Source organism: Brevundimonas sp. UBA5936 (assembly GCA_002430835.1).
GTDB lineage: Bacteria > Pseudomonadota > Alphaproteobacteria > Caulobacterales > Caulobacteraceae > Brevundimonas.
This window is the reverse complement of record DJDA01000111.1, coordinates 1-24,279: the sequence shown is the minus strand read 5'-3', so window position 1 is coordinate 24,279 and position 24,279 is coordinate 1. Positions and strand designations below refer to the sequence as shown.

Below are 24,279 nucleotides of genomic sequence, written 5' to 3'. Positions count from 1 at the left end.
CCGTCCCCATCCTTCACTCAGCCAACGCATCAGTGAGGAGGCGCGACGATCATGATCAGCACCCTGGAAATCGGTTTCGCCCTTTCCGTTCCGCTGCTCGTGTTCGCCTATGTCCTCGCTCAACCCAAGCCCAAACCGGTCCGCATCCGCGCTCGTGACGCTCAACAGCGTCGCGGCCCGCACGCCTGACGGTAGAGGCCTCTTCGACAATCTGACGCTCGCCTTCGGGCGCGAACGCACGGCCGTCGTGGGTCGCAACGGCGTGGGCAAGACCACGCTGCTGCGCCTTGTCGCCGGTCTGAGCGCGCCTGCTGAAGGCGCGATCACACGCGCCGGAACCGTCGGTTGGCTGGCGCAGGCGCAGACTCCGGCTGATGATGAGACGGTCGCCGATACGCTGGGCGTCGCTGCGCCTCTGGCCGTTTTGCGCCGAGTGCTGGCGGGCGACGGTTCGCTGGATGACATGGCCGAGGCGGACTGGACGCTGGAAGAGCGGATCCAGGCGGCGTTGGCCGAGGTCGGTCTGGCTGATCTGGCGCTGAACCGCCGCACGGCGGACCTCAGCGGCGGCGAACAGACGCGGCTGCGGCTGGCGGGTCTGAAGCTGGCAGCGCCGGACCTTCTGGTGCTGGACGAGCCGACCAACCATCTGGACGCCGAGGCCCGCGCCATGATCGCCGATGTCGTGGCCGAGTGGCCGGGCGGGGTGGTGCTGGTCAGTCACGACCGCGCCTTGCTGCGCCGCGTGGATCGCATCGTGGAGCTTTCCGGCCTGGGCGCGCGGGTGCATGGCGGCGGCTGGGATCTGTATGTCGAGCGCCGTGACGCCGAGCGGGCCGCCGCCGAGCGAGATCTGGAGCAGGCCGAACGCGCCGTCGGCCGCGTGCAGCGTGAAAATCAGGCGGCGCAGGAACGTCAGGCCCGACGCGACCGCGCAGGCAAGGCGGCGCGCGCCAACAGCTCCGATCCCAAGATATTGCTCGACGCTCAGGCCCAGCGGGCCGAGGAGAGCGGCGCGCGCGGTCAGCGTCTGGCCGAACGCAAGCGTCAGGCGGTCGAGGCCGACCTGACCGAGGCGCGCGAGCGGGTCGAGCGCGTGCGCCAGATGGCGCTGGCCATGCCGCCGACGGGCCTGCCTGGCGGGCGCACGGCGCTGAATTTGAGTGAGGCGGTTGTGACGGCCGATGACGGGCGCCGCCTGCTGGGCCCGCTTTCGCTGCGCCTGACCGGGCCGGAGCGCGTCGCCGTGGTCGGTCCCAACGGAGCGGGCAAGACGACGCTGTTGAAGCTGATTGCGGGCTTGATCGAGCCTTCGTCAGGGATGGTCGAGCGGCCGGTCCGAGCGGCTCTGCTGGATCAGCAGGCGGCGATGCTGAAACCGGACGAAACTCTGGTCGAGGCTTGGCTGCGACTGAACCCGCAAGGAACGCCGAACGCGGCGAGAGCGGCGCTGGCGCGCTTTCTGTTCCGCAACGTGCAGGCGGATCGACGTGTGGGCGAACTGTCGGGCGGAGAGCGGCTGCGCGCGGCGCTGGCCTGCATCATGACGGGCGCGCAGCCGCCGCAACTGCTGGTGCTGGACGAACCCACCAACCATCTGGACATCGATTCCGTCGAAGCGGTCGAAGCCGCCCTGTCAGGCTATGACGGCGCTCTGGTGGTGGTCAGCCACGATGCAGATTTTCTGACGAATCTGGGCGTCGACCGGACCCTTGTGCTGAAGGGCGGTCAGCTCCAGCCTTCGACCACCCCCTGACGGCGGCCGCGGATCGCGGGGGTGTTCAGTATGGTGCGCGGCTCGGCCTCGGCGCGCCCGAACAGCCAGCCCTGACCGTGGGTGACGCCAAGATCGCGCAGGGCGTCGGCGACCTGATCCGTCTCGATCATCTCGGCGATGGTCTCCAGGTCCAGCGAGCCGCACAGTTCGACCAGGTGGGCGACCAGGGTGCGCGTGCGGGCGTCGATGTCGATATCGCGCACCAGGGCGCCGTCGATCTTCACCGCATCGACCGACAGGCCGCGCAGATAGTCGAATGAGGCCGAGCCCGCCCCGAAGTCGTCGATGCAGACCTTGATCCCCGCATTGCGCAGGGCGCCCAGACGGCGGTCGGCGGCGGCCAGATCGGCCAGGGCGGCGGTCTCCGTCACCTCGACCATCAGGCTGCGCCGGTAGTCGGGCGCGGAGGCGGTCATCTTCAACAGGGCGGCGACATAGGCGTCATTGGCCAGAGAGGCGCCCGAGACGTTGACGGCGATCTTCAGCAGGCCGCCGCCTGGCTCGCGCAGGCGCCGCACCGCCTTTTCGGCCACGGCCAGGTCGAAGCCTTCGATCAGGGCCAGTTCCTCGGCCATGCGGATGGCGGCGGCTGGGCCGGATCCCTTGCCGAAGCGAGCCAGGGCCTCGAAGTGATGCACGGCCCGCGTCTTCAGGTCGACGATGGGCTGGTAATAGAGGGCGAACTCGCGGTCGCGCACGATGCTGCGGAAGCGTTCGGCGTCCTTCAGCGTGCGTTGCAGGGAATCGGCGAAGGACAGTTCAGGCTGATCCATCCCGCCGTCCTTCAAACAGCCTTCGATGGCGAAGCGCATGGCGCGCAGGGCCGAGGCGGCGTCGCCGCCCAAGGCGCTCTGGGTGGCGATGGCGGACAGGGCCAGACCCTCGGCCTGACCAGCCTTCTGCATTTCCGCCGCCAGGTCGCGCGTGTCGTCCAGATTGCGGATCAGGGCGTAGCGATCAGGCGTCAACTGACCCGCGCTGGCGCCGTCGTGAGAGGCGGCGTTCAGGGTCGCGCCGATACGGCTGTGAACCCGCTCCAGCGTGGCCGGGTCGACGCCTTGCAGGCCGTTTACGTCGATGAAGGCGAGAGCCAGCCGCTGCAGGGCGCCTGTCTCGCCGCCCGCCAGACCGGCGCGGGCATGGTTGAGGAAGCCTTCGGCGTCTCTGGTCGGGGCGCCGACGGGAAGGGGCGTGTCCTCGACGACAAAGGGCTCGCCTTCATAGGACAGGGCGCAGGACTGCGCCGGAGCAATATCAGGCAGGGCGAAGGCGCGCAGGGTGGCGCGGCGCATCCGGCCGTCGCCGCAGTCGACCAGCACCTCGGCGGCCGGACTGCGCTGACCGGGACGAAGCGCTCCCAGCAGATTCTGAAGAGCCGTCGCGCTGTTGATCGACAGGCGGTCGCTGAGGGGATGACCGACCCAGGCGGCCGTCTGCTGGCCCGCGACGGCGCCTGAACCCAGGGCGATGCGCACCACGCCATGCTGATCGACTTCGATCAGGGCGTCGGCGGCGGCGAAGGCCAGGCCCAGAAGGCGCGGGGTCAGGGTCATGCCAAAGCCATAGGACGCGGGCTGTTAAGGAATGGCGACGGTTGGCGTCAGGCGGTGCGATTCAACGCCACAGCCCGCCCGTCGCCCTGCATGGCCTGGCCAGAAGCGCCATAGCCCACGCCCTGTGCGCGGGCGCCCGCCACCTCGGCAGCGATGGTGCGGACCAGGCCTTCGGAGACTTGGCGCGCCGCTTCCACGGTCACGGCGTGCTCGGCCAGCACCGCTTCAAAGGCCTCGGTCGCCTTGATCAGGGCGTGACGATCGGCCTCCGGCGCGACGGCGATGGCGGCCGGGTTGGCTTTCACCTGGGCGGATTCGCGACGATAGAGGTTGGCCATCTCCTGCGTCTGGGCCATCCCCTCGTTCAGATCCTGGGCGCGATGGGCGCGCAGCGCCTCCATTTCCAACGACAGGCGCGCGGTCAGGTCGCGGGTCAGGCGCGTCAGGTGTTGCACGCGCAGGGCGGCGGTTTCGACATCGGCGGTCATGCGCCTTGCTCCTGCATTTTGATCATCTGGGCCAGGACGCTGTCGGCCAGGCCGACGCCGCCCGCCTTCACCGTCTGCTGCGCCATGGCGTCGACCAAGAAGCCGCGCCAGGCGGCCTCGCCAGCGCCGCCGCCGAAGGGCGCTTCGGTGCTCAGGCCCTCGAACATCGGCTTCATCATCTGCGACAGGAAGCTGGCCTCGAAGGCTTCGGCCGTGCGGCGCATGGCCTTCTGGTTCTCCGACGGGGCCGGATTGGCGGAGGCGTTGGCGCGTAGCAGGTCGGGAGAGACGGCGAGGGGGCTCATCAGATCACCTCGATTTCGGCTTGCAGGGCTCCGGCGGCCTTGATGGCCTGCAGGATGCTGATCATGTCGCGCGGGCTGACGCCGAGGGCGTTCAGGCCGTTGACCAGGGTGGACAGGGAGGTCGAGCCGCCCACGATCCGCATCTGGCGTCCGGTTTCCTCGGAGATGCTGATGTCCGACTGGGGCACGACGACGGTCTGGCCGCCACGGCTGAACGGCTCGGGCTGGCTGACCAGAGGGGTCTCCTGGACCGAGACGGTCAGGTTGCCTTGGGCCACGGCCACGGTCGAGATGCGGACGGCCTCGCCCATGACGATGACGCCGTTGACCTCGTCGATAATGACCTTGGCCGGGGAATCGATCTGGACCGGCAGGTTCTCGACCCGGCTGAGGAAGCCGGCCATGCCGAAGTTCTGGGGCGCGCGGATGGCGACCACGGTGCCGTTTTCGGCGAAGGCGCTCTGAGGGTAGATCTGGTTGATGGCGGCGGCGATGCGCTGGGCCGTGGTGAAGTCCGGATTGCGCAGGTTCAAGCGCACCACCGGCATGGAGCCGAGGTCGAAGCCGGTCTCGCGCTCGACCACGCCGCCCGAGGCGATGCGGCCCGCCGTGGGAACGCCGCGGGTGATCGAGGAGCCGGAGCCGCCCGAGGCCGAGACGGCGCCGGTCTGAACCGAACCTTGCGACACAGCGTAGATTTCGCCGTCAGCGCCCTGCAGGGCGGTGACCAGCAGCGTGCCGCCCAGCAGGCTCTTGGCGTCGCCCATGGCCGAGACGCTGACGTCCAGCCGCGAGCCGGGCGTGGCGAAGGGCGGCAGTTCCGCCGTGACCATGACGGCGGCCACGTTCTTGGTGTTCAGGTTGGCGCCGCGGATGTTGACGCCCTGGCGCTCCATCATCCCCTCCAGCGACTGGCGGGTGAAGGGGGAGTTGCGGACGCTGTCGCCCGTGCCGTTCAGGCCGACCACCAGGCCGTATCCGACCAGTTGGTTCGAGCGGACTCCCTCGATGGAGACGATGTCCTTGATGCGCGACTGGGCCTCGGCCGCGCCCGGCTGGGCGGCGAGAACCAGGGCCGCGATAGCCGGGCCGATAAGGGCGGTAAGCAACTTCTGCATACGACAGACGTCCCTGCGTGAGCGTTCGTGATTAACCATGCGAGGATCGTGCCGGAAGAAAACGTAAGTGAATTCAATGCCGGATGATCTTCAGTCCAGCGCCTAGCGGCAGGTTTTGCCGGGCCGTTAACCAAGACTTCAGCCCCTGAGGGCATGGTGGGAAACGTAGAAGGAGACGTCTTGCATGAAGGTCACCGGACCCTTGGGCGCCGCTTCGACGCCGACCACGCGACCCGCTGCACGTGCTGCGGGTGGTTTCGCCTTGCCGACGACAGGGGGCGCGGCCTCTGCGGCGCAGGCCGGCGCGACCTCATCCGCGTCAGGCGTCGCGAGCGCTGCGGCTCTGATGGCGTTGCAGGGCGTGGAAGACCCGACGGAGCGCCGCCGTCGCGCCATTCGCCGGGGCTCGGGTCTGCTGGATCGACTGGACGAGCTGAAGCTGGCGCTGCTGGGCGGTCAGGACGGGGCGGCGGCTCTGGGGCGTCTGGCCCGTGACCTGCGCGAAGAGCGCGATGAGGACGCTGAGCCGGGCCTGAAAGCTGTGCTGGACCAGATCGACCTGCGCGCTTCGGTGGAATTGGCAAAAGCGGAAATAAGCCGGTCGCGCGCTTGAAGGCGTTGAAACTTCGGCTGAACCCCGGATTTCCGGGGCTTTGTGAGGATAATTCGCCACACTGCCCCTGCGGAAGCGTAGCTTAGCCATATCACGGACTCGCGAACGCCATTGCCGCGACTCTTGCGCTTGCCTATACGGCCCATGCGCCGCAGGGGGGCGCGATTAGGGAATGAGTGTGAGTGCGATGACCGCATTGGCCTCTGTAGTGTCCGGGGATACGGCTGTTTATCGGCCGACCGACGACGAACCGTTCATGAACGAACGGCAGGTCGCCTATTTCAAGACCAAGCTCTTGTCCTGGAAGGATGACATTCTTCGCGAGTCGAAGGGCACCGTCACCAATCTGAAAGCCGAGACCGAGAACCACCCAGACCTGGTGGACCGGGCCTCGTCGGAATCCGATCGCGCGCTGGAGCTTCGGACGCGCGACCGGCAACGCAAGCTGATCTCCAAGATCGACGACGCGCTGCGCCGGATCGAGGACGGCTCTTACGGCTATTGCGAGGACACCGGCGAGCCGATCGGCCTGGGTCGCCTGGAGGCTCGCCCGACGGCGACCTTGTCGGTGGAGGCTCAGGAGCGGCATGAACGTCGTGAGCGGGTTCACCGCGACGACTGAAGCGATGCAAACTTTCGTCAAATGACGAAAAGTTCGGGTTTGCTCCAAGCTTGAGCCATTTTGCGCTGCGATAAGCGCAACGACGGCGTTGATCTGCCGTCGTTGCTCTTAATCTATGCAAGGATGTTTCATGACCCGTACGTTCGCCTCTCTTTCGGCTGTCGCCTTGTTGGCGCTGGGGGCCTGCGCCCAGACATCGACTGTCGAATCCGCGCCGCTGGTCCCTGCGGGGCAGGGCGGCGTTGTGGAGAAGGTTGTCTACGTGGCCTCTGAAATGCGCCCATGCACGGCGGGCGTGGCGCGGACGACCTGCCTGCAGGTGCGTGAGACCGAGAACGGGCCCTGGGAACTGCACTATTTTGGCTACGAAGGCTTCGAGCATAAGCCGGGCGTGGAGTACCGCCTGCGCGTTCGCGGTACGCCGGTCGCCAATCCGCCGGCCGATGCGTCTTCCATCCGCTGGGCGCTGATCGAGATTCTGGACCAGAAGCCGGCGCAGAACTGATCAGGGGTTCCGGTCGCGTTTCTCTTGACTTCGAGGGGGACGTGATCGACCTAGACGCTTATCGGAACGGCGTCGCGCCTGCACAGGTGCGACGCCTTTTCGACGTTTTCAGAGACTGGACGCCCTGCCCGGATCATCATGGTCTGCGGCGGGCCGCCCGGCCGCCTTCGCTTTCAGGCTCGCAGGATCCTCATGTCCGTCAAGGTTCGTTTCGCTCCGTCTCCCACGGGTAAGCTGCACGTCGGCAATGTCCGCACGGCTCTGGTGAACTGGCTGTTCGCCAAGGGGCAGGGCGGCAGCTTCGTGCTGCGCATCGACGACACCGACCTGGTCCGTTCGACGCAGGAGTCGGAAGACAACATTGAGATCGACCTGAAGTGGCTCGGCCTGACCTGGGACGAACGCTACAACCAGTCCAAGCGGTTCGACCGTTATGAAGAGGCCGCCGCCAAGCTGAAGGCCGATGGCCGCCTCTATCCCTGCTATGAAACCGCCGATGAACTGGACCGTCGCCGCAAGGTGCAGTTGTCGCGCGGCCTGCCGCCCATCTATGACCGCGCCGCCCTGTCGCTGACAGATGCTGAAAAGGCCGCGCTGGAGGCCGAGGGGCGCCGTCCGCACTGGCGCTTCAAGCTGGAAGGCAAGCGCGTCGCCTGGGAGGACCTGGCGCGCGGCCATGCCGAGGTGGACACCGCCTCCATGTCCGACCCGGTGCTGATCCGCGAGGACGGGCTGTTCCTCTATACGCTGCCGTCGGTTGTCGACGACATCGACATGGAGATCACCCACATCATCCGGGGCGAGGACCACGTCACCAACACCGGCGCCCAGATCGAAATCTTCGAGGCGCTGGGGGCCAAGGTTCCCGGCTTCGCCCATATGCCGCTGCTGGTCGGCGCCGACGGCACGGCCCTGTCCAAGCGTCTGGGCTCGCTGGCCATCATGGACATGCGCGCCGACGGCTATGAGCCGATCGCCATCACCAGCCACCTGGGCAAGATCGGCACCTCGGACAATCTGGAGGTCGCCGCTTCCCTGCAGGAACTGGGCGAGGCCTTCGCCTTCTCCAAGATGGGCCGTTCGCCCGCCCGCTATGACACGACCGATCTGGATCGCCTGAACGCCCAGGCGGTGCACGGGATCGACTACGCCGCCGCCCAGCCGCGCCTGGAAACCCTGGGCGTCGACTTGGGCGAGACCTTCTGGAACACGGTGAAGGGCAACCTCAGCAAATTCGGCGACGTTGTTGAGATGGCGAAGATCGTTACGGGGCCGGTGACGCCGGTGATCGAGGACGCCGCCTTCGCCGCCGCGGCTCTGGAACTGCTGCCCGAAACCATTGACGCCGACGCCTGGTCGACGTGGACCTCGGCGGTGAAGGACAAGACCGGCGCCAAGGGCAAGGGTCTGTTCATGCCGCTCCGTCTGATCCTGACGGGTCAGGCGCACGGACCGGACATGGCGGCCATGATCCCGCTGATCGGGCGCGAACGTATGATCCAGCGCCTGAAGGGCGAAACCGCCTGACGGTCCGCCTAACGGATAGAAGAAAGGCCGCCCTCGTCATGAAGGCGGCCTTTTTCATTCAGGACTGAAGTCGAGATCAGCCCGCGTTGCAGGCGGCGATCTCTTCTGCGCTCAGGGCCTGGCCCTTGTAGGAGAAGCTGGTCACCGGGCCGATCTTGGCGACCACGCGACGGCACGCGCGCGTCGCGGGCTGGTTGGAGCCGCCGGTGGCGGTGCAGGCGTCGCCTTCGCAGCGCCAGGTGGCGCCGTCGACGATCACACGGCCGGTCGGGGCCTTGGCGGCGTCAGCCAGGGTGGCGCTGGTGGCCGGGGCCTGGGCGAAGGCAGGGGCGGCCGCGAACAGGGCGACGGCGGCGAGAAGAGCACGCATGAACAGTCTCCGATAAGGGTGGGGCGCACGCCCAGCATCGCCATAGGCCGTTTTTTAAGAAAACTGTCAATCCAGCTTCTCGCCTGACGGATCGGCGTTACTGACGCACGTTTACTTACCGACGATCATGTTGCAAGTGGGGCGTGTCCTGAGCTGATTTCATGGCTTCGATCGCGGCCTCGACCGAATCGACGCTGACATAGGCCTCCAGGAAGCTGGCCGGCGTCATGCCCTTTTCGACCGTGTGTTCGATCAAGGTGAAGAAGCCGTCCCAGAAACCGTCCAGATTCAAGAAGATGACGGGCTTGGCGTGCAGGTCCAGCCGCTTCCACGACAGCAGTTCAACCACCTCTTCCAGCGTGCCGACCCCGCCGGGCGCGACGACGAAGACGTCGGATTCGTCGTACATCAGTTGTTTGCGTTCGTGCATGGAGGTGACGACGATCGTCTCCACATCGTCGAACAGGCGTTCGCGGCTGCGCAGGAAGGCGGGCATGATGCCGACGACGCGACCGCCCGCTTCATGCGCTGCACGCGCCGAGGCGCCCATCAGGCCCACGCCGCCGCCGCCATAGACGAAGCGCCAACCCGCTTCGGCCGTCGCCTTGCCGAACTCCGCGGCCGCCTGGATGTAACGCGGATCGGTCCCGTCGGAAGAGCCGCAGAACAGGCAGACGGATTGGCCCTCGAACGGGGCGATGTTGACGGAGGGCAGGGACATGGAACCTTTGGTGACCTCGGGCGGCAAGTGAAGACAGGCGGGGAGCGCCAAGCGGGCCGCGCCGAAGGGGCTGGGCCTAGCGAACGGAGCCGTCTATCTGGACAGACAGCCTTATAGCGATGCGGGACAGGATGGAACGAAGGATCGGCCTGCGACTGAGTTTGAGCCTGGCGCTGGGACTGGCGACAGCGCTTTCGGCTTGCGGCGCTCCCAAGAGCGATGCGGAAGCCGATGCCGCCGAAGTGCAGGACGGCGACTGGATGGCGACGCCGCGCATCATCAGCGTGTTGTCCCAGGCGTCTGGAGGCGCCCTGGTGCGAGGAGAAGCCGCACCTGGCGCGCGTGTGATCCTCAGCGGCACGGATGGTTCTGCCGTGGCCGCCGCCGCAGATGCGCAGGGACGTTTCGAGCTGCATGTCGGTCCAGCGGCGGTCGGGCAGATTCTGACGCCTGAGATCCAGATCGGGCAGGCGACGACGCCGGGACCGCAACGTCTGTTGGTGGTGGGTGAAGGCGAGCGTCTGGCCGCCTTGTTGACCGACGGCGGCGCCAGCCTGCGCCTGACGCCGGGACCGAGTCTGGACGCCTTGGACGGCGACGGACGCGGTCTGATCGCCTCCGGCCGAGCCGACCCTGGTCGAAAAGTCGCAGTCCGGGCCGGAGGAGGCACGGCCCAGGGCGTGGCGGATTCGCATGGTCGCTGGGGCGTTGTCGTTCCCGTTGTGGGTGATCGGGCAAGCGATATTGAGGTGGATGGGCGCATCTTCCACTATCCAGGCCCTGGTGCGCCCGTTGACCGCGTCGAGCGGGCAGGAGAAGGATGGCGGGTCACACGCCAGCTATCAGGCGCGGCGCGCCAGACGACTTGGTTCCCTGATCCCAGTGCCTGAATTCAAGGGACGACCGTCGTTAATGCGGCGTTAACCAAACCAGTTGATCAAGAGAGGGTCTTCTTTCTTCGAGGACACCCACCATCACCAAACGACTTTCAGCCCGATGCTCACTGCGTCGGGCTTTTTTCTTGTGCGTCGGCGCCAAGTGCGACGGACAGTCGGGATGGCGTTGTCACTGAGTTGAAGTAAAATTGGTCTAGACCAATCTCTCTTGCGGGAAGATTGGGCCTGACGTGAAATCGCTGACGCAAAAGTTGAAGAGTGCGGGTCCGATCGGTTTCTCGATCTTCGCGGGCCTGGCGGGGTTCTGCGCCTACTTCTCCATGTACGCCTTCCGCAAGCCGTTCTCAGCGGCGACGTTCGAGGGGGTAGAGGGCTGGGCCTTCGTACTGGACTACAAGGTCGCCCTCGTGATCGCCCAGGTCATCGGTTACGCCCTGTCGAAGTGGATCGGCGTTAAGGTGATCGCCGAGGCGGACGGTCAAGGACGCGGCCGGGCCATCCTGATGTTGATCGGCGCCTCATGGCTGGCGCTGGTCGCTTTCGCCCTGATCCCGGCGCCGTGGAATGTGGCGGCTCTGTTCTTCAACGGCCTGCCGCTGGGTCTGATCTGGGGGCTGGTGTTCGCCTATATGGAAGGGCGGCGCGTGTCCGACGTTCTGGGCGCTGTGTTGTGCGCCAGCTTCATCTTGTCGTCCGGCGTGGTGAAGGCGGTCGGCAAGCTGCTGCTTCAGGCCGGCGTCAGCGATCTGTGGATGCCGGCGGCGGCGGGTGCGGTCTTCATGCCCTTGTTGCTGATCTCGGTCTGGGGGCTGGCGCAACTGCCGGGCCCCAGCGCGGACGACGAGCGCGAACGTGTGCGCCGCGCGCCGATGAACCAGGATGAGCGGCGACGTTTCCTGGCCGATTACGGGCTGGGACTGGCCGCACTGATCGCCGCCTATGTGCTGTTCACCGCCTTTAGGGATTTCCGCGACAACTTCTCAGCCGAAGTCTGGGAGGCGGTCGGATATGGCGATGCGGCAGGCGTCTTCGCCGCCAGCGAGCTGCCGGTGGCGGTCATCGTGCTGATCGTGCTGGGCAGTCTGATCCTGATCCGCGACAACCGGCGCGCGCTGATGGTGATGCACGGTGTGGTAATCGCGGGCGCGGCGCTGATCGGTCTGTCGACCCTGGCCTTTCAGACCGAGCTGGTGTCGGCGCTGACGTGGATGATCCTGAGCGGGGCGGGCCTCTACATGGCCTACACCCCGTTCAACGCCATGCTGTTCGACCGGATGCTGGCGGCGACGCGCAGGGTCGGGACGGCAGGCTTCCTGATCTATGTGGCCGATGCGTCAGGCTATATCGGCAGCGTCGTTCTGTTGCTCTATCGTAGCTTCGCGGCGCCACAGCTGGATTGGCTGCAGTTCTTCATCGGCGCGGCCTACGCCTCAGCGACAGCCAGCCTGGTGCTGACGCTGGCGTCGGCGCTTTATTTCGGGCGCAAGCTGGGGCGGAAGCATCAGTCGCCGACGATACAGGCCGCGCCGGACGCCGCCGCATCTTGAACGCTGGACGTCAGGGCGTGACGTCCAGATCGACCTTCACGCGCAGCGCGTCGTGACGCCAGTATTCGTGGTCGTATTCGACGATGCGCCCGGCCGCGTCGAAGCTGGCGCGGATCACCAGAAGGCCCGGCGTGCCTGACTTGACGCCCAGAGCCTCAGCCTCTTCTTGGATAAGCGCGCAGGGCTGCATCTCGACCCGGTTGCGCGTCACCGCCAGCCGATAACGGCTCTTGAGAATCTGCGTCAGTGAGCCGTCCAGATCATGCGCCAGCAGATCCGGCGCCCGCTCCGCCTCGACATAGATGCGTTCGACCAGCACCGGTCGCCCGTCGATCAGGCGGCGTCGCCGGATCAGGTGCACCGACGCGCCCAGCGGCAGGCCCATGGCCTTGGCGACCCCGTCCTGGGCTTCGACAGAGGCGGTCGACAAAGTCTCAGTCGCGGGCTGGCGGCCCTGTTCAGACACATAGGTCATGAAGCCGGCCCAGCGGGTTGGATCATAGGTCACGGGTTCGGGCGAGACGTACCAGCCGCTGCGGTCGCGGCGGAAGATCATCCCCTCGGACTCCAGCTGGAACAGGGCCTCGCGGATCGTGCCGCGCGCTACGCCCAGCCCATCCTGAAGCTGACGTTCCGACGGCAGCTTGGCGCCTGGCTTCAGCGCGCCGCTGTGGATCTGGCGGGCGATATGATCGCGGGCCACCAGATAGCGGCCCCGATCGCCCGCAGGCGTTTCGGTCGGTGAATTCCACCAGGCAGGCGCAGGGGCGGCGGACATGAAAGCTCGTCGGCTGAGAAGTCGTTGACGCCTTATCGCGTCTTCGCGTCCCGGCGTCGATCCTCTGCGCCGCCCGTAACGAAAACGGCGGCGACCCTTTCGGATCGCCGCCGCCAGGGCATCGGACTGTTGATGGCCTCAGTAGCTGTAGCTCATGCGGAACAGGAAGGTCCGGCCCGGCTCCATATAGTCCTTCATGTAGCTGGGGCTTTCACCCTTGGTCGTATAGTAGCGGTGGCCGTCCAGAATGTTCTGCACGTCGAAATCGACCGCCAGCTGCTCGTTGACGTGGTAGCGCGAGTGGAAGTCCAGCGTCTTGGTCGGCTGCACCCATTTGTCGACGGCGTTGTCGCGCAGATCCTCGATGTACTCGCCCTGATAGTTGTAGGACAGGCGCGCTTCGAAGCCGTACTTCTGATAGGTCAGCGAGGCGTTGTACATCAGGTCCGGCGCGCCGACGAAGGAGATCGGGCGCCCCTTGCGATAGTCCAGGCCCGTCTCGCCCTCGCTGGTCTGCAAGGTCAGATTGCCCTCGAAGCCGAAGCCGTCCAGCGGCGCGGCCAGGCCGTCGAAGCTCTTGATGAAGTTGAACTCGACCCCGGCGATTTCGGCGGTGTCGCCGTTCTTGGGCTGGGTGATTTCGATGAAGCCCTCGGTCGTGGTGGCGTCGACCTGGCTGCCGTTGGTGAAGATGAAGTTGTCGATCTTCTTGTAGAAGACGCCTGCCGACAGGACGCTGCTGCGGTCAGGATAAAACTCGGCCGACAGGTCCAGATTCAGCGCTTCCGCCGGTTTCAGGTCCGGGTTGCCGCGGCTGATGGCCAGGATCTCGTTCGTCACCGGATCGCGCGTCACCGATTGCCCGCCCGAGATGTAGCCGTACTCGGGCCGCGAGAAGCTGGTCCAAAGGGCGGCGCGATAGACCCACTGCTCGTTCGGACGCCAGGTCGCCGTCACACTGGGCAGGAAGACGCCGTAGTCTGCGTCGCTGGTATCGAACCCGCTGGCGTCGCCGTCGTCCGACCAGAAGGTGTTCTTGACGTCGGTCTGTTCATAGCGGCCGCCCGCGATGACCTGCAGGTCGCCCCAGCGCAGTTGCGCCAGGGCATAGGCGGCGTAGATGGTCTCCTGCCCCTGTTTGTCGTCCTGGCTCAGGCGTTCATAGGACATGGAGGACGGGGTGGCGGCCTCGGCCGCGCGGATGGCGGCGATCACCCGTTCGCGGTTGAAGATGGCGCCATAGTAGTATCGGCCGCCCAGGATGCGATCGACCTCGCGTTCGATCAGGCCGGAGGCAGCCATGGACTGGCCGTCCAGCGCCGTGCCGGAGAAGTCGCCGTCCCAGATCGGGGTGCTGTCGTACTCACGTTCTGATTTCAGGTATTTGGCGCCGAAGCGGATCTGTTCCAGCGGGCCGCGATCGACCCGGTAGCGAGCGTCGATCTTGAAGGCGAGGCGGTCGTCCTTCTGACGCGAACGGCTGTGGCCTGCGCCGTCCAGCGGCAGCAGCGACGGGTCGCGTTCAACATGGGCGGCGAAGGCGGGCAGTTGCGGCATGGGGAAGCGTCCATCGTAGGACGACCACAGCAGGCCAGTTTCGTTCAACGGCGCAGCGCAGGCGTCGCAGTTGTAGCCGATGGAGTAGTTGTCGGGGTTTTCGCGCTCGCCGAAGCTGTAGCTCAGGTCGTAACTCAGCTCGAGCGCGTTCAACCGGCTGACGCCGCCCAGGTTGACGGTGGCCAGGGTCTGGTTCTCGTCGGAAATGTCCATGTTGCGCGAGAACTGGAACGCCTGCGGATCCCACACGCCCGAGCGGCCGTGCAGGGACCAGTAGGATTTCCGGGTCCGGTCCGCATCGGTGATGCGGCCGTCGCCGTCGGCATCGACGATCTGGCCCGTCGTATAGCCGTAGACGGCGCCCAGGCTTGCGTCCTGGCCGATGATCATTTTCTCAGGCGCTGACAGGCTGCGGTCTTCGTCGTTCACCTGTACCAGACGCATGGTCGGGCGACTGCGATAGTCGGTCCAGTCATTGGTCGAGGCGCGCTCGAAACGGTTGTACTGGCCGCGCAGGTACAGATCGTGATCGGCGCCGCGATAGTCGAAGGAAACGTTGCCGCCATACCGCTCCTGTTCGTTGCGGCGGTAGTCCAGGTCGATGCCCGGCAGGTACATGGAGCGTTCGTCGATCGCTTCTTCAGCGTTCTTGCGCCAGATGTAGGGCTCCCATTCGCCGTCGTTCTCGGTCTCTTCGGTGACGCCGTTCGAGCGGCCGTAGTTGATTGAGGCGAAGACGCCGAAACGCTCGTCCTTCAGGCGGCGGCCGAAGTCGGCCTGCAGCAAATAATTGTCCGAGGATTCGCCCTGATCCTTGGCGCGGTCGTTGAAGCCGTAGCTGGCGAACAGGCGCGCCACCGGGGCGTTGAAGTCAAAGGCGTTGGGCGTGCGGAAGTCGATCGATCCGCCGATAGCGTCGCCGTCCATGTCGGGCGTCAGCGTCTTGGAGACGGAAATCGCCTGCAGACCGTTGGGCGGCAGGACGGTCATCGACATCTTGCGGCTGTCGGTATCGGTCAAAGCCACGCGCACGCCGTTGATCGAATAGGCGTTGAAGGTGCCGGCGAAGCCCCGGACGGTGACGTATTCGCCTTCGCCCGTCGTCTGGTTGACGATGACGTTGACGCCCGGCAGGCGCGCCAGGGCGTCGGCGACGTTGGCGTCGGGCAGCTTGCCCATATCATCAGCCGACAGGACGTTGACTACGCCGTCGGCGCGACGCTGGGCCGAGATGGCGTTGGCGGTGCCCAGGCGTTGGCCAGTCACCACCACCTCGCCGACGACGGTCGGTTGGGCTTGGTCTTCTTCAGAGGCGGCGGCGATCGCCGCGCCTGCAACGGCCCAGGTCAATGCTAGGGCGCTGACGCCTGCGATGCGGTTCGCCGTGCGTGATGCGACGGCGGCGGAATGAAACGACATTGGTGATCCCCACCCAGAGTCCAGAAATTTTGGCTGGGAGAGGGCGCTTCTCGGGCCGTCCCCCGTCCGCATCGGCGGACGAGGGCGGGGTAGCCTCAAGCCAAACTGGTGTAAACCAGTTGCTTTGATCTACACAAAACATTCATGGTTAGAATGTTTGCATATATGAGTATTGTTGTCCGACTTCGGATCTATGCATATTGCTATTTCAGCGCCGCCTGGATGATGTCGATATAATGCGAGACATCAGGCGTAATAACGCCGGGCTGCTTGCCTAGGTCGTCATAGCGGCGCAGGCGCAGGGCCTCCCTGAAAAACGGGTGCGCCTCAAAGGCCGCGCATTCCGCCTTGTTGAACGGTCCGCCCTGAAGACTCAGGCTCAGCGCCGATGCGCCGCTCAGGGCTTCAAGATAGCCTGGTTCAACGGCGCACAGATAGCGTTTGGCGGCGACGTGCAAGGCGATCGGGGCTGTCACAGCTTCAGGAAACCATTGAGATAGAAAGGCTTCACCCAGCTTTTCATGAGCTGCGTCGTAGCCGTGATCCTCAGCCGCATCGCCCGCGCCTTCAAGGAATTGTCCCACGTCATGCAAAAGGGCCGCCGCGATCATGGCCGGGGTGTCTCCGGCGTCTTCCGCCAGCTTGGCGCATTGCAGCATATGCTCGCGCTGATTGACGTGCTCGCCGTAGCGGCTCTCGCCGTGGCGGTCGAAGAGGTCGGTAATCTGCTTCACAGGCGTAGCCCTCGCCGTCGACCAGAGGTCGCAAACGGCTGATCAGTTGTTGTGGAGTGTTTCTGCGCCCGCCCAGTCATTAAACAGTCATGGCGAACCCCTATTGGTCTAGACCACAAAATCGTCTCCAGCAAGACCACGGACAGACTGTCATGAACCGCACGCTCATCGCCGCCCTGCTAGCTTCGGCTTGCCTGATCCCGACTGGCGTTCAGGCGATGCAGGGCCAGGCCTGGGATTTCACGCCGCGCTATGAATTGCCGCGCGGTGCAGGACCGCAGCGTACAGACACGCCGTCGCCGATAGCGAAGCTGACCCCGTCCGCGAGCTCCATGCGGTTCAACAACATGGCGCCAACGGAGCGCCGGAACCTGGAAACGGCTTTTGATTCCAGACGCGATTTCACCGTCGAGATGTGGATTCTGGACCATGTGAATCACCCGGTCGCCGCTGTCCTGACGCCGGACGGCGCGAACGGCGCGACGCCCTGGCTGCTGTCCTATCGCGACGGCCAGGCCTCGTTCGGCCCAGCGGGCGCGGCCATGGTCGACGCCCCCGACTATAAAGACGTCTGGCGACACGTCGTGGGGGTGCGTCAGGGCGACGCCTGGCGCCTTTACGTCAATGGCGCCCTCGCCGGATCGACCTCGGCGTACATGACCGGCGCCTCGGAAAGCTCTCTGGCGCTGACGGCTTACCTGGAGGCCGAGCCCTATATGTCCCTGCCGGACCTCGTGCGCGGCGCAGCGGTGCATGATCGCGCTCTCAGCGCGGCAGAGGTCGAAGCCGCCTTCGCCGCCCGCGCGGCCCTGGTCGACCAGGGCCGCCTGAATGCCGAGACCTTCCACTTCACCCAGCCGCCTTATCTGAACGCCCCGACGACACAGGATGTCCAGCTGTCGTGGGAGACGGATCGTCCAGCCCGCTTCACCGTCGCCTGGGGCGAGACGGAGGCTCAGATGCGTCGCATCGAGGTTCTCGCCCCCGAAGAGGACCGTCTGGGCGGCGTGACGCTGGACGGTTTGAAGGCCGATACGCCCTATTTGTATCGCGTCACGGCCTCGACTGAGGACGGGCGGGCGCTGGATTCGGGCCTGTTGTCGTTCCGCTCGGCGCCGCTGCCCGGCGCGCCTTTCGTCATCGCCGTCTCGGCTGACACCGAGGCGCGCCCCCATATCAACAACCGCATGAGCCAGCTGATCTGGGAAGAGCGGCCGAATCTGCTGTTGCTAGCCGGCGATCTGACCGACGGCGGCGACATCGAGCGCCGCTATCAATGGACGCACGAGTACTTCCTGGGCATGGGCGGCCTGTTCGGGCGCGTGCCGGTCATCACCGCCCCCGGCAACGGCGAGGGCGAGCAGCACTGGTTCCGGCGTTATCACCGCCAGCCGGGCGCAGAGAGCTATTTCAGCCACCGCTACGGTGACGTCGAGTTCTTCGTCCTCGACAGCAATCTGGAGGACAGCGAGGAGCGGAAGCCCGGCTTCCGGGCACGCCAGGTCGCCTGGCTGGAGCAGGCTCTGGCTCGCTCCACCGCCCGCTGGAAGATCGCCATGCACCACCATGACGTCTTCACTAGCGATGAAGACGATCACGGCGACAGCTGGGCCGCCCGCTCAACCTACGGCAGCGAGACGATGCAGCGTGAATTCACCTCGATCTTCGAACGCCATGGCGTGGATCTGGTCATCTACGGCCACCTGCACGCCTATGAGCGCACCTGGCCGATGACGCAGGGCGCGATCGATCTCGAAAACGGCGTCACCTATGTTCAAGTCGGCGGCATGGGCGGCAATCTGGAAGACTTCGCGCCGAACAAGCCAGCCTTCAGCGCCAAGACCGCCCGGACGCACCACTACGTCATGCTGCGCGGGGCAGGAGATCGGATCGAGGTCGAGATGATCGATATTGAAGGCCGCTCGCGGGATCGTTTCACCCTGACGAAGTAGGCGTTCTTTCACTCTGCTCGGGTGAGGCGACGATCTGCTGAGGCGTATCCGCGAGGCCTGGCCCAAGGCGCTATTGGTCACCCGGATCAATCGGCCGCTAGAAGACGTTGCGTCGGATGTGGAATCTGGTCTGGCCGATATGGCGCCGGCGATACGTCGAATACGCCGACGCCCACCATTTCATCGTGGTCGATGAGCGACGAAATGTGCTCGCCGACCTGCTGGCGTTCCTGGGTGAGAGCGAGGCGACTGGCCTACATGAAGGGCTGAACGATAGCTGACAAAAGGTGTCAGCATGAGACGCTAAGACATCGTCCATCGACAAGTAAACCAGATGGAAAAGCGCCATGTCAGATTCGAGCCGGGTGACCCTCTATTATTCGCCGCAAAGCCGGGCGACCGGCGCGCGTGTTCTGTTGGAGGAACTGAGTGCGCCCTATGACCTTCACGTTCTGAATGCGAAGGCCGGGGAGCAGCGCGAACCCGCCTATCTGGCCATTAATCCGCTGGGCAAGGTGCCGGCGATCCGGCATGGCGACGCGCTTGTGACGGAGCAGGTGGCCATCACCATCTATCTCGCCGACCTGTTTCCCGAGGCGGGCATGGCGCCTGGATTGAGCGATTCGCTGCGTGGACCTTACCTGCGCTGGATCGCCTACTACGGTTCATCGTTCGAGCCGGCGCTGATCGACCGGTTCATGCAGCGTGAGCCGGCTCCGGTCACGCAATCGCCTTACGCAGACTTTGACACCATGCTTGGCGCTCTCGAGGCGCAATTGTCGAAAGGGCCTTATCTCTTCGGTGACCACATGACGGCTGCGGACATCCTGTGGGGCGTCGCGCTCAGCTGGACCATGATGTTCGGCATCGTACCCAAGAGGAACGTTTTCGTGCGCTACGCCGAGCAGATTACCTCCCGGCCTGCATTCCAGCGGATAACAGCCGCTGACGCCGCGCTGGCGGCGGAGCATGCGGCAATGGTCGGGGAGTAGCCGAGCAACTGGCCCGCTCCATGTTTGCGGCTAGCCAGTTCACGAGAGACGTGGTCACGGCTTCACGTTTGATGGGGCGCGGATTGCCATAGGGGCGAGTTGCGACACGGTTCTGAAAGCCGGACCGATCAGGAAGCGATTGATAACGGCGGCTGCAGCGTGGCGAGCCGCCGTGAGGGGGGCGTTGTCGCGAGCGGATTCGGCTGCCATCCGTGTTCGTAAGAAAGCGCGGGGCCCTTCGACTATGGAGTCATGAACCCCATCGACACCTCGCCGCCTGGTATAGATCTGAACACCCATGAAGACGCTGACGAACGTTATCAGCGAGCCGCGGGTCTGTTCGGACCCGCGTTGAGCCGCCTTGTCTCCGGCTACGAGGCCAACGCGGCCGAGCGGCAGGATCTGCTGCAGGATATCCACCTTCAGCTTTGGCGCAGTCTGGCCAGGTTTGACGGTCGATGTTCCCTCAAGACCTGGGTCTATCGCGTCGCACACAACGTCGCCGCCGATCATGTGCGGCGATCCGTGCGGCGCGGCTCCATGAGCAGCCTCGAAGATCTGGAGTCGGCAAGCGAGAAGATCCCGCTTCCATCACATGAGAAGGAGGTGCTGGATCGGCTGACCTTGGCTCAGGTCCATGACCTGCTCCTGCGTATGGAGCCGCTCGATCGACAGGTGATCCTGCTCTACCTCGAAGGTGAGGACGCCGCCGCGATTGCTGAAGTCAGCGGCCTTTCCGCTGGGGCGGTCGCCACCCGAATTCATCGCATCAAACGCCTGTTGGCGAACCACTTCGACCGGAGGAGCTTCCAATGAACACGCCCTACGACCCATGGATGGATCAGCCGTCGACCGTGGCGCGTCCTTCGTTCGACGACCTGCGCCGACGCCGGGATGAACTGGATCGCCGAACCCGTCGTCGCAATGCCGTGGAGCTCATTGCGGGCGGGGCGGCGTCGGTGTTCCTTCTGGTGATGTGCGCCCTTTCCCTGGCGCGCGTCGACGACCCTGCCGATCTGGTGAGAGCGCTCGGTTTTGCAGCCTTGCCGCTAGGTCTGCTGGTTTCGGCCGCCTACGTCTTCTTCAATGGCCGCAGGGCGGAACAGGACATGGCTCGGACGGGTCTTGATCATCTCGTCCGAGGGCTGCGGCGCGAGCATCGACTGCTGCGGCTTGCCTGGTTCTGGTACGTCGGACCGATGATTCCGGGATTCGTGATGATCTACGTCGGGACCTATCTCGCGCAGCCTGAGATGTGGGCTTTCGCCGCCATCGCCGGCGGTTTGACGGCGCTGTTCCTGATCTGGGTCGCTACGATCAATCTGTCGGCGGCGCGCCGTGTCGGGGATGAAATTCAGCGCCTTGAGCAACTGGAAGGGGCGGGGCGCTGACCTGTCGAATCGAGGAGCGGGAGGCGCTCCTCGATCTCTAGACGGTTGCCGGCCTAGCCTGTGCTGCGGCTTGGGCGCGGACTTAGATCCGGACAGGTTTGGGTGAACATCATGCGCCGTCCGATCCTCAGCAGTTCGGCGGCCATGGGCGGGTCGCGGTTCACGAGCACGACCACGACGGCGTCATCCTGAGGGAAGGCGACCGCTTCCGAATTGACGCCGAGGGCGCCGCCGCTGTGGCCGAACCAGGGATGCTCCTCGAAGTCGCCGGTGCTGAAACCGAAACCGTAACCGAGTTCCGGAAGGTTTCCTCGAGCGGGGCCGGACACGATCTGTTTCTGCTGAAGTAGACGGGCTGTTTCCGGTTTGACGAGGCGGCCGGACTGAAGCGCGGAGAAGAAACGTTCCAGATCCTCAACCGTACTGAAGGCGCCTCCGGCCGACGTGCCGGGCAGAACAGACTCCGCAGAAGGGCGCAGTTCCAGAGGCGCGCGTGAGCTCGGCGGCGCGGCCTGTTCCGACGGTCGGTCGTTCGAACCCTCTTGTCGTCTGTCGCTCGGGGCAGACGGACGAGGAGGCAGAACGCCGCTGGTCATGCCTTGAACAGAGGCTGTGGGGAGGTCGTGCGTGAGGCTCGAGGCTGCCATGTCGGCCGGAGCGAAAATGTGTTCGGCGACATAGGCGTCATAGGTCTGTCCCGACGTCTGTTCGATCAGAAAGCCCAGTAATAGAAAGCCGCTGTTGGAATAGGCGAACCGAGAGCCCGGCTCGAAGGCGGGCGCATCGGCGGCGATAAGGGGCTTGAGTTCGGCGAGGGTCTTCGCGCGCCCGATTGCGGCGGCGTTGTCCGGCGTGAAGAAGTTGCCGAGCCCGGAGCTGTGGGTCAGCAATTGCCTGACCGTGACATTGGAGGCTTCTGCGGTCAGCCCATCGACATAGCGCCCAATCGGAGCGTCGAGGTCGATCTGGCCCTTCTCGACAAGTTGGCCGACCGCTACGGCCGTGAACATTTTCCCGGCCGAGCCTATGTTGAACCGCGATCGGCTCGTGATGGGGGCGCCGTCCGACTGCGCGCCACGGGCGTAGGTCATGGTCTGACCTTTCCGTGAGATCAGGACCGCTCCTGAAAAGTCCAGGGTTTCGGCGCGCGCAGCGACGCACGCCCGCAAGGCTTCGATCTCAGGGCTCGGCTCCTCCGCTTGCGCTGCGACCGGCGACAGGAACAGCAAGGCGGCGCAGAAAGGCGTCAGGGTTCGGCGAGGCGACATTCTCTTCTCCGGTCGGTGTTTAGCGGGCGGGCAGCGGCTTCAACGGGCCCCTTGGCCGAGAGCGTCCTGAGTTTCGATCCACCGCCGCGCGACATGCAGCGGGTCATCGCCGCCGTTCTGATCCGGGGTCACGCCGAGACGCTCCCAGTCGCCGCCGGTCTTGTGGTTGACGGGGCGGCCGTTCGGAATGGTGATGGATAGGCTGTGGGGAAGGCGCGTCGGCTCGCCGATCATATGCGCGGCGCCGCCGGTGCGCGAGCCGATGACGATGGCTCGTTTCTCGTTCTGGAGCGAGTAGGCGAGAAATTCCGCCGCCGATCCGGTCCGCCGATCGACCAGCACGACGACAGGCCGGTCGGAGGGAAAGCGCGGCAGGCTCGTCGTTGAGAGGGCTTGGGGTGTCAGGCCGGACCGTGTCTCAATCGACTGGACGGAGGTCGTTTTGGGATCGATCAGGCTGGAGAGCAGGAGGTTGGCGGTGTCCGCATCACCGCCGCCGTTCTGGCGTAGATCGAGAATGAGGCCGCGCGCGTCCTGCAGGAGCAGCAGGGCGGCGCGCAACTTGGGTTCAGCCTGGTCGGGCGCATAGAAGGCGCTGAGGCGCAGATAGCCTATGCTGGGATCCAGCAGGCGAACATCCCTGACGCCGGCGTTGGCGGCCATGCCTGCCGCTCGCCAGTCTGCCAGCCACTGTCCGGCAGGCGCCTCGGGACGCGACAGACGCACCTGGAAATGGCCGTCGTGGGCATCCAGATCCCGTTCAAGCTTCAGGGCGAAGGCCGAAGGATTCGCACAATCAACCGCATAACGGTTCGTGGCGCTCCAGCGACGAATGTCCGTCGCGATCTCGGCTCCACGCGCAGCATTGAAATAGGCGCTTTCGACGGCGTTGGCGGCGGCGTCGAGCGTCTCTGCCTGAACTGGGCAGGCGAGGGCGGTCAGAAGAGTGAAAAGCGGCACAGGGGAACCCGATTGGGTTGATGATGTAACAGCGCTAATATAATAAATCGAACATGGCAAACAGCATCACACTCGGCACGCAGTTGCGGCGTCTTCTCGAACTGCTCGATGGCGACGTCGAAGCGGCCTATCGGCGGGCGGGCCTGAATTTCCGTCCGCGATACACGCCGATCTTTCGGGCGCTCATGAGAGAGGGCGCCTTGAGCATCAAGGATGTCGCGAGGCTCGCCTGCGTCACCCACTCCGCAGCGAGCCAGACGGTTGCGCAGATGATCCGGGAGGATCTGGTTCAAGCTGAGCTGGGAAGCGACCGTCGTGAGCGCCTGGTCGCCCTGACGCCGCGCGCCCTGGCCATGGCGCCGGACCTTGAACGTTGCTGGGCGGCGACAGCGCGCGCGGCCGCGTCGCTGGACGAGGATCTATCCTTTGAGCTGGAGCCCGTTCTACGCGCGGCCGTCGTCGCCCTGACGGCCAAGCCGTTTCTGGATCGAATGGTCGATCCGGCGAAGCCTTGTGAGGAAAATTGAGGCGAGCTGACAAAGACCTGCGAAGCAGGCGGCTAGTCGACGGATGTGTGTGGAAGGGGCTGCGCTAGAACTGAGAAAATCAGTCTTGGGCTTAATGCCCCCGAGTGGCTCCGATTCGCGGAGGCGTTTCGAACGATCTGCTTCCTGCCAAATCGAGAAGTAGGAGCTTTGTTTGAGATGGTGCGATTCTTCTATAAGGAACGAGAGGAGGCTCCTGACCTCTCGCCAACTTAATCGTGTTCTCTTCACGCGGGACCGTGTTGACGCTCAACGCGGGCGCAGTGGCGATCTCAGATTAGCTCATTGCGCTTTTCGGCGCCGTGGCGGCCCTCGCCGGAACTGTGCGAGGATGGATGGAGGCTCCGTGAGACGGCCGACGCAACCCGCCCGGTCGGAGAGGGTTGAGCCTTCATGCGCTTCCTCGATCTGCTTCCCTCGGCCCTGATCGGCGCCGCCGCCAGCGCGCGTTCGATGACGCCCATGGCCGTCATCGCCGCAGCGCGGCTGGGCCGCCGCGCCACGCCGGGCAGACTCGTTCTGCTCGATCGTCCGTTATTCAGGTTCGGTGCGCTGGCGATGGGCGTTGGCGAACTGCTAGGCGACAAGATGAAGTCCGCGCCGGATCGTACGGTATTCCTCGGCCTGCTTGCGCGGATCGC

Annotated in this window: 26 protein-coding genes and 1 pseudogene; 16 read left to right on the top strand and 11 right to left on the bottom strand. The window is 65.2% G+C overall.

All coding sequences use genetic code 11. The features are described from left to right. Positions 1-51: 51 nt before the first annotated feature. Positions 52-189 carry a hypothetical protein gene (locus B2Y21_RS10425; RefSeq protein ID WP_003165247.1) on the top strand — a complete coding sequence of 46 codons (138 nt, stop codon included), beginning with the start codon at positions 52-54 and terminating at the stop codon, positions 187-189. Beyond that, positions 155-1,756 (top strand): ABC-F family ATP-binding cassette domain-containing protein, encoded by a 1,602-nt coding sequence (locus tag B2Y21_RS10420; protein ID WP_292059554.1) that lies wholly within the window; start codon positions 155-157, stop codon positions 1,754-1,756. Before B2Y21_RS10425 ends, B2Y21_RS10420 begins: the two co-directional genes overlap by 35 nt. Here B2Y21_RS10420 and B2Y21_RS10415 read toward each other — a convergent pair. The 4 genes from B2Y21_RS10415 to B2Y21_RS10400 are packed head-to-tail and all read right to left on the bottom strand — an operon-like array spanning position 1,729 to position 5,241. Beyond that, positions 1,729-3,330, bottom strand: a complete 1,602-nt coding sequence (locus tag B2Y21_RS10415; protein ID WP_292059551.1) for an EAL domain-containing protein — start codon at positions 3,328-3,330, stop codon at positions 1,729-1,731. The genes B2Y21_RS10420 and B2Y21_RS10415 overlap by 28 nt on opposite strands. Positions 3,331-3,377: 47 nt before the next feature. Then, positions 3,378-3,818, bottom strand: a complete 441-nt coding sequence (locus tag B2Y21_RS10410) for a flagellar basal-body protein FlbY (RefSeq protein WP_292059550.1) — start codon at positions 3,816-3,818, stop codon at positions 3,378-3,380. Beyond that, on the bottom strand, positions 3,815-4,123 hold the full coding sequence (locus B2Y21_RS10405) for a rod-binding protein (RefSeq protein WP_292059548.1): 309 nt from the start codon (positions 4,121-4,123) through the stop codon (positions 3,815-3,817). Before B2Y21_RS10405 ends, B2Y21_RS10410 begins: the two co-directional genes overlap by 4 nt. Next, positions 4,123-5,241 (bottom strand): flagellar basal body P-ring protein FlgI, encoded by a 1,119-nt coding sequence (locus tag B2Y21_RS10400; protein ID WP_292059546.1) that lies wholly within the window; start codon positions 5,239-5,241, stop codon positions 4,123-4,125. The genes B2Y21_RS10405 and B2Y21_RS10400 overlap by 1 nt, the downstream gene beginning before the upstream one ends. 184 nt (positions 5,242-5,425) lie before the next feature. Between B2Y21_RS10400 and B2Y21_RS10395 the strand changes: the two genes are divergently transcribed. The 4 genes from B2Y21_RS10395 (at position 5,426) to gltX (ending at position 8,508) form a co-directional block, all read left to right on the top strand. Beyond that, positions 5,426-5,854, top strand: a complete 429-nt coding sequence (locus tag B2Y21_RS10395; protein ID WP_292059544.1) for a flagellar assembly protein FliX — start codon at positions 5,426-5,428, stop codon at positions 5,852-5,854. A gap of 187 nt (positions 5,855-6,041) precedes the next feature. Beyond that, positions 6,042-6,476, top strand: a complete 435-nt coding sequence (gene dksA, locus B2Y21_RS10390) for an RNA polymerase-binding protein DksA (RefSeq protein ID WP_292059542.1) — start codon at positions 6,042-6,044, stop codon at positions 6,474-6,476. A 130-nt stretch (positions 6,477-6,606) separates the two neighbouring features. Then, the gene (locus B2Y21_RS10385) at positions 6,607-6,981 is read left to right on the top strand and encodes a DUF4377 domain-containing protein (RefSeq protein WP_292059540.1); all 375 of its coding nucleotides are present in this window, start codon (positions 6,607-6,609) and stop codon (positions 6,979-6,981) included. 192 nt (positions 6,982-7,173) lie between these two features. Further along, positions 7,174-8,508, top strand: coding sequence for a glutamate--tRNA ligase (gltX, locus tag B2Y21_RS10380; protein WP_292059538.1), 1,335 nt, complete (start codon positions 7,174-7,176; stop codon positions 8,506-8,508). A 76-nt stretch (positions 8,509-8,584) separates the two neighbouring features. Here the strand turns inward: gltX and B2Y21_RS10375 are convergent, their stop codons facing one another. Together B2Y21_RS10375 and B2Y21_RS10370 are read right to left on the bottom strand one after the other, a co-directional pair. After that, positions 8,585-8,878 (bottom strand): CC_3452 family protein, encoded by a 294-nt coding sequence (locus tag B2Y21_RS10375; protein ID WP_292059536.1) that lies wholly within the window; start codon positions 8,876-8,878, stop codon positions 8,585-8,587. A 115-nt stretch (positions 8,879-8,993) separates the two neighbouring features. Then, a complete protein-coding gene (locus B2Y21_RS10370; protein ID WP_292059533.1) occupies positions 8,994-9,599 on the bottom strand; it encodes a TIGR00730 family Rossman fold protein in 606 nt (201 codons plus the stop codon). A gap of 131 nt (positions 9,600-9,730) precedes the next feature. Here B2Y21_RS10370 and B2Y21_RS10365 point away from each other — a divergent pair, with 131 nt between their 5' ends. Beyond that, positions 9,731-10,489, top strand: coding sequence for a hypothetical protein (locus B2Y21_RS10365; RefSeq protein WP_292059531.1), 759 nt, complete (start codon positions 9,731-9,733; stop codon positions 10,487-10,489). A gap of 236 nt (positions 10,490-10,725) precedes the next feature. Beyond that, the gene (locus tag B2Y21_RS10360; RefSeq protein ID WP_292059529.1) at positions 10,726-12,042 is read left to right on the top strand and encodes a DUF5690 family protein; all 1,317 of its coding nucleotides are present in this window, start codon (positions 10,726-10,728) and stop codon (positions 12,040-12,042) included. 10 nt (positions 12,043-12,052) lie between these two features. Here B2Y21_RS10360 and B2Y21_RS10355 read toward each other — a convergent pair whose 3' ends face one another. The 3 genes from B2Y21_RS10355 to B2Y21_RS10345 all read right to left on the bottom strand — a co-directional run bounded on the left by B2Y21_RS10355 (position 12,053) and on the right by B2Y21_RS10345 (position 16,530). Then, positions 12,053-12,820: a UTRA domain-containing protein gene (locus tag B2Y21_RS10355; RefSeq protein ID WP_292059527.1), complete on the bottom strand. Its 768-nt coding sequence runs from the start codon at positions 12,818-12,820 to the stop codon at positions 12,053-12,055. Positions 12,821-12,958: 138 nt separating this feature from the next. Then, positions 12,959-15,796 carry a TonB-dependent receptor gene (locus B2Y21_RS10350; RefSeq protein WP_292059525.1) on the bottom strand — a complete coding sequence of 946 codons (2,838 nt, stop codon included), beginning with the start codon at positions 15,794-15,796 and terminating at the stop codon, positions 12,959-12,961. A gap of 203 nt (positions 15,797-15,999) precedes the next feature. Then, positions 16,000-16,530 (bottom strand): phosphonate degradation HD-domain oxygenase, encoded by a 531-nt coding sequence (locus B2Y21_RS10345; protein ID WP_292059524.1) that lies wholly within the window; start codon positions 16,528-16,530, stop codon positions 16,000-16,002. Between the two features lie 152 nt (positions 16,531-16,682). Here B2Y21_RS10345 and B2Y21_RS10340 point away from each other — a divergent pair, with 152 nt between their 5' ends. The 5 genes from B2Y21_RS10340 (at position 16,683) to B2Y21_RS10320 (ending at position 20,865) form a co-directional block, all read left to right on the top strand. Beyond that, positions 16,683-18,482 (top strand): metallophosphoesterase, encoded by a 1,800-nt coding sequence (locus B2Y21_RS10340; RefSeq protein WP_292059522.1) that lies wholly within the window; start codon positions 16,683-16,685, stop codon positions 18,480-18,482. Positions 18,483-18,598: 116 nt separating this feature from the next. Then, positions 18,599-18,763, top strand: coding sequence for a hypothetical protein (locus B2Y21_RS10335; protein ID WP_292059520.1), 165 nt, complete (start codon positions 18,599-18,601; stop codon positions 18,761-18,763). A 66-nt stretch (positions 18,764-18,829) separates the two neighbouring features. Further along, on the top strand, positions 18,830-19,474 hold the full coding sequence (locus B2Y21_RS10330) for a glutathione S-transferase family protein (RefSeq protein WP_292059519.1): 645 nt from the start codon (positions 18,830-18,832) through the stop codon (positions 19,472-19,474). Between the two features lie 252 nt (positions 19,475-19,726). After that, the gene (locus B2Y21_RS10325) at positions 19,727-20,290 is read left to right on the top strand and encodes an RNA polymerase sigma factor (protein WP_292059517.1); all 564 of its coding nucleotides are present in this window, start codon (positions 19,727-19,729) and stop codon (positions 20,288-20,290) included. Beyond that, the gene (locus B2Y21_RS10320; RefSeq protein ID WP_292059515.1) at positions 20,287-20,865 is read left to right on the top strand and encodes a hypothetical protein; all 579 of its coding nucleotides are present in this window, start codon (positions 20,287-20,289) and stop codon (positions 20,863-20,865) included. The genes B2Y21_RS10325 and B2Y21_RS10320 overlap by 4 nt, the downstream gene beginning before the upstream one ends. 53 nt (positions 20,866-20,918) lie before the next feature. On the opposite strand, the gene B2Y21_RS10315 is transcribed toward B2Y21_RS10320, so the two are convergent. After that, positions 20,919-22,133, bottom strand: a complete 1,215-nt coding sequence (locus B2Y21_RS10315; RefSeq protein WP_292059514.1) for a serine hydrolase domain-containing protein — start codon at positions 22,131-22,133, stop codon at positions 20,919-20,921. 39 nt (positions 22,134-22,172) lie between these two features. Then, positions 22,173-22,796, bottom strand: coding sequence for a S41 family peptidase (locus B2Y21_RS10310; RefSeq protein ID WP_292059512.1), 624 nt, complete (start codon positions 22,794-22,796; stop codon positions 22,173-22,175). Positions 22,797-22,874: 78 nt separating this feature from the next. Between B2Y21_RS10310 and B2Y21_RS10305 the strand changes: the two genes are divergently transcribed. The 3 genes and pseudogenes from B2Y21_RS10305 to B2Y21_RS10295 form a co-directional block, all read left to right on the top strand. Beyond that, complete coding sequence (locus B2Y21_RS10305; protein WP_292059511.1) at positions 22,875-23,114, top strand: hypothetical protein; 240 nt, start codon at positions 22,875-22,877, stop codon at positions 23,112-23,114. 32 nt (positions 23,115-23,146) lie between these two features. After that, a complete protein-coding gene (locus B2Y21_RS10300) occupies positions 23,147-23,620 on the top strand; it encodes a MarR family winged helix-turn-helix transcriptional regulator (RefSeq protein ID WP_292059508.1) in 474 nt (157 codons plus the stop codon). A 411-nt stretch (positions 23,621-24,031) separates the two neighbouring features. Next, positions 24,032-24,279, top strand: a pseudogene (locus B2Y21_RS10295) (hypothetical protein); the annotation flags it as partial.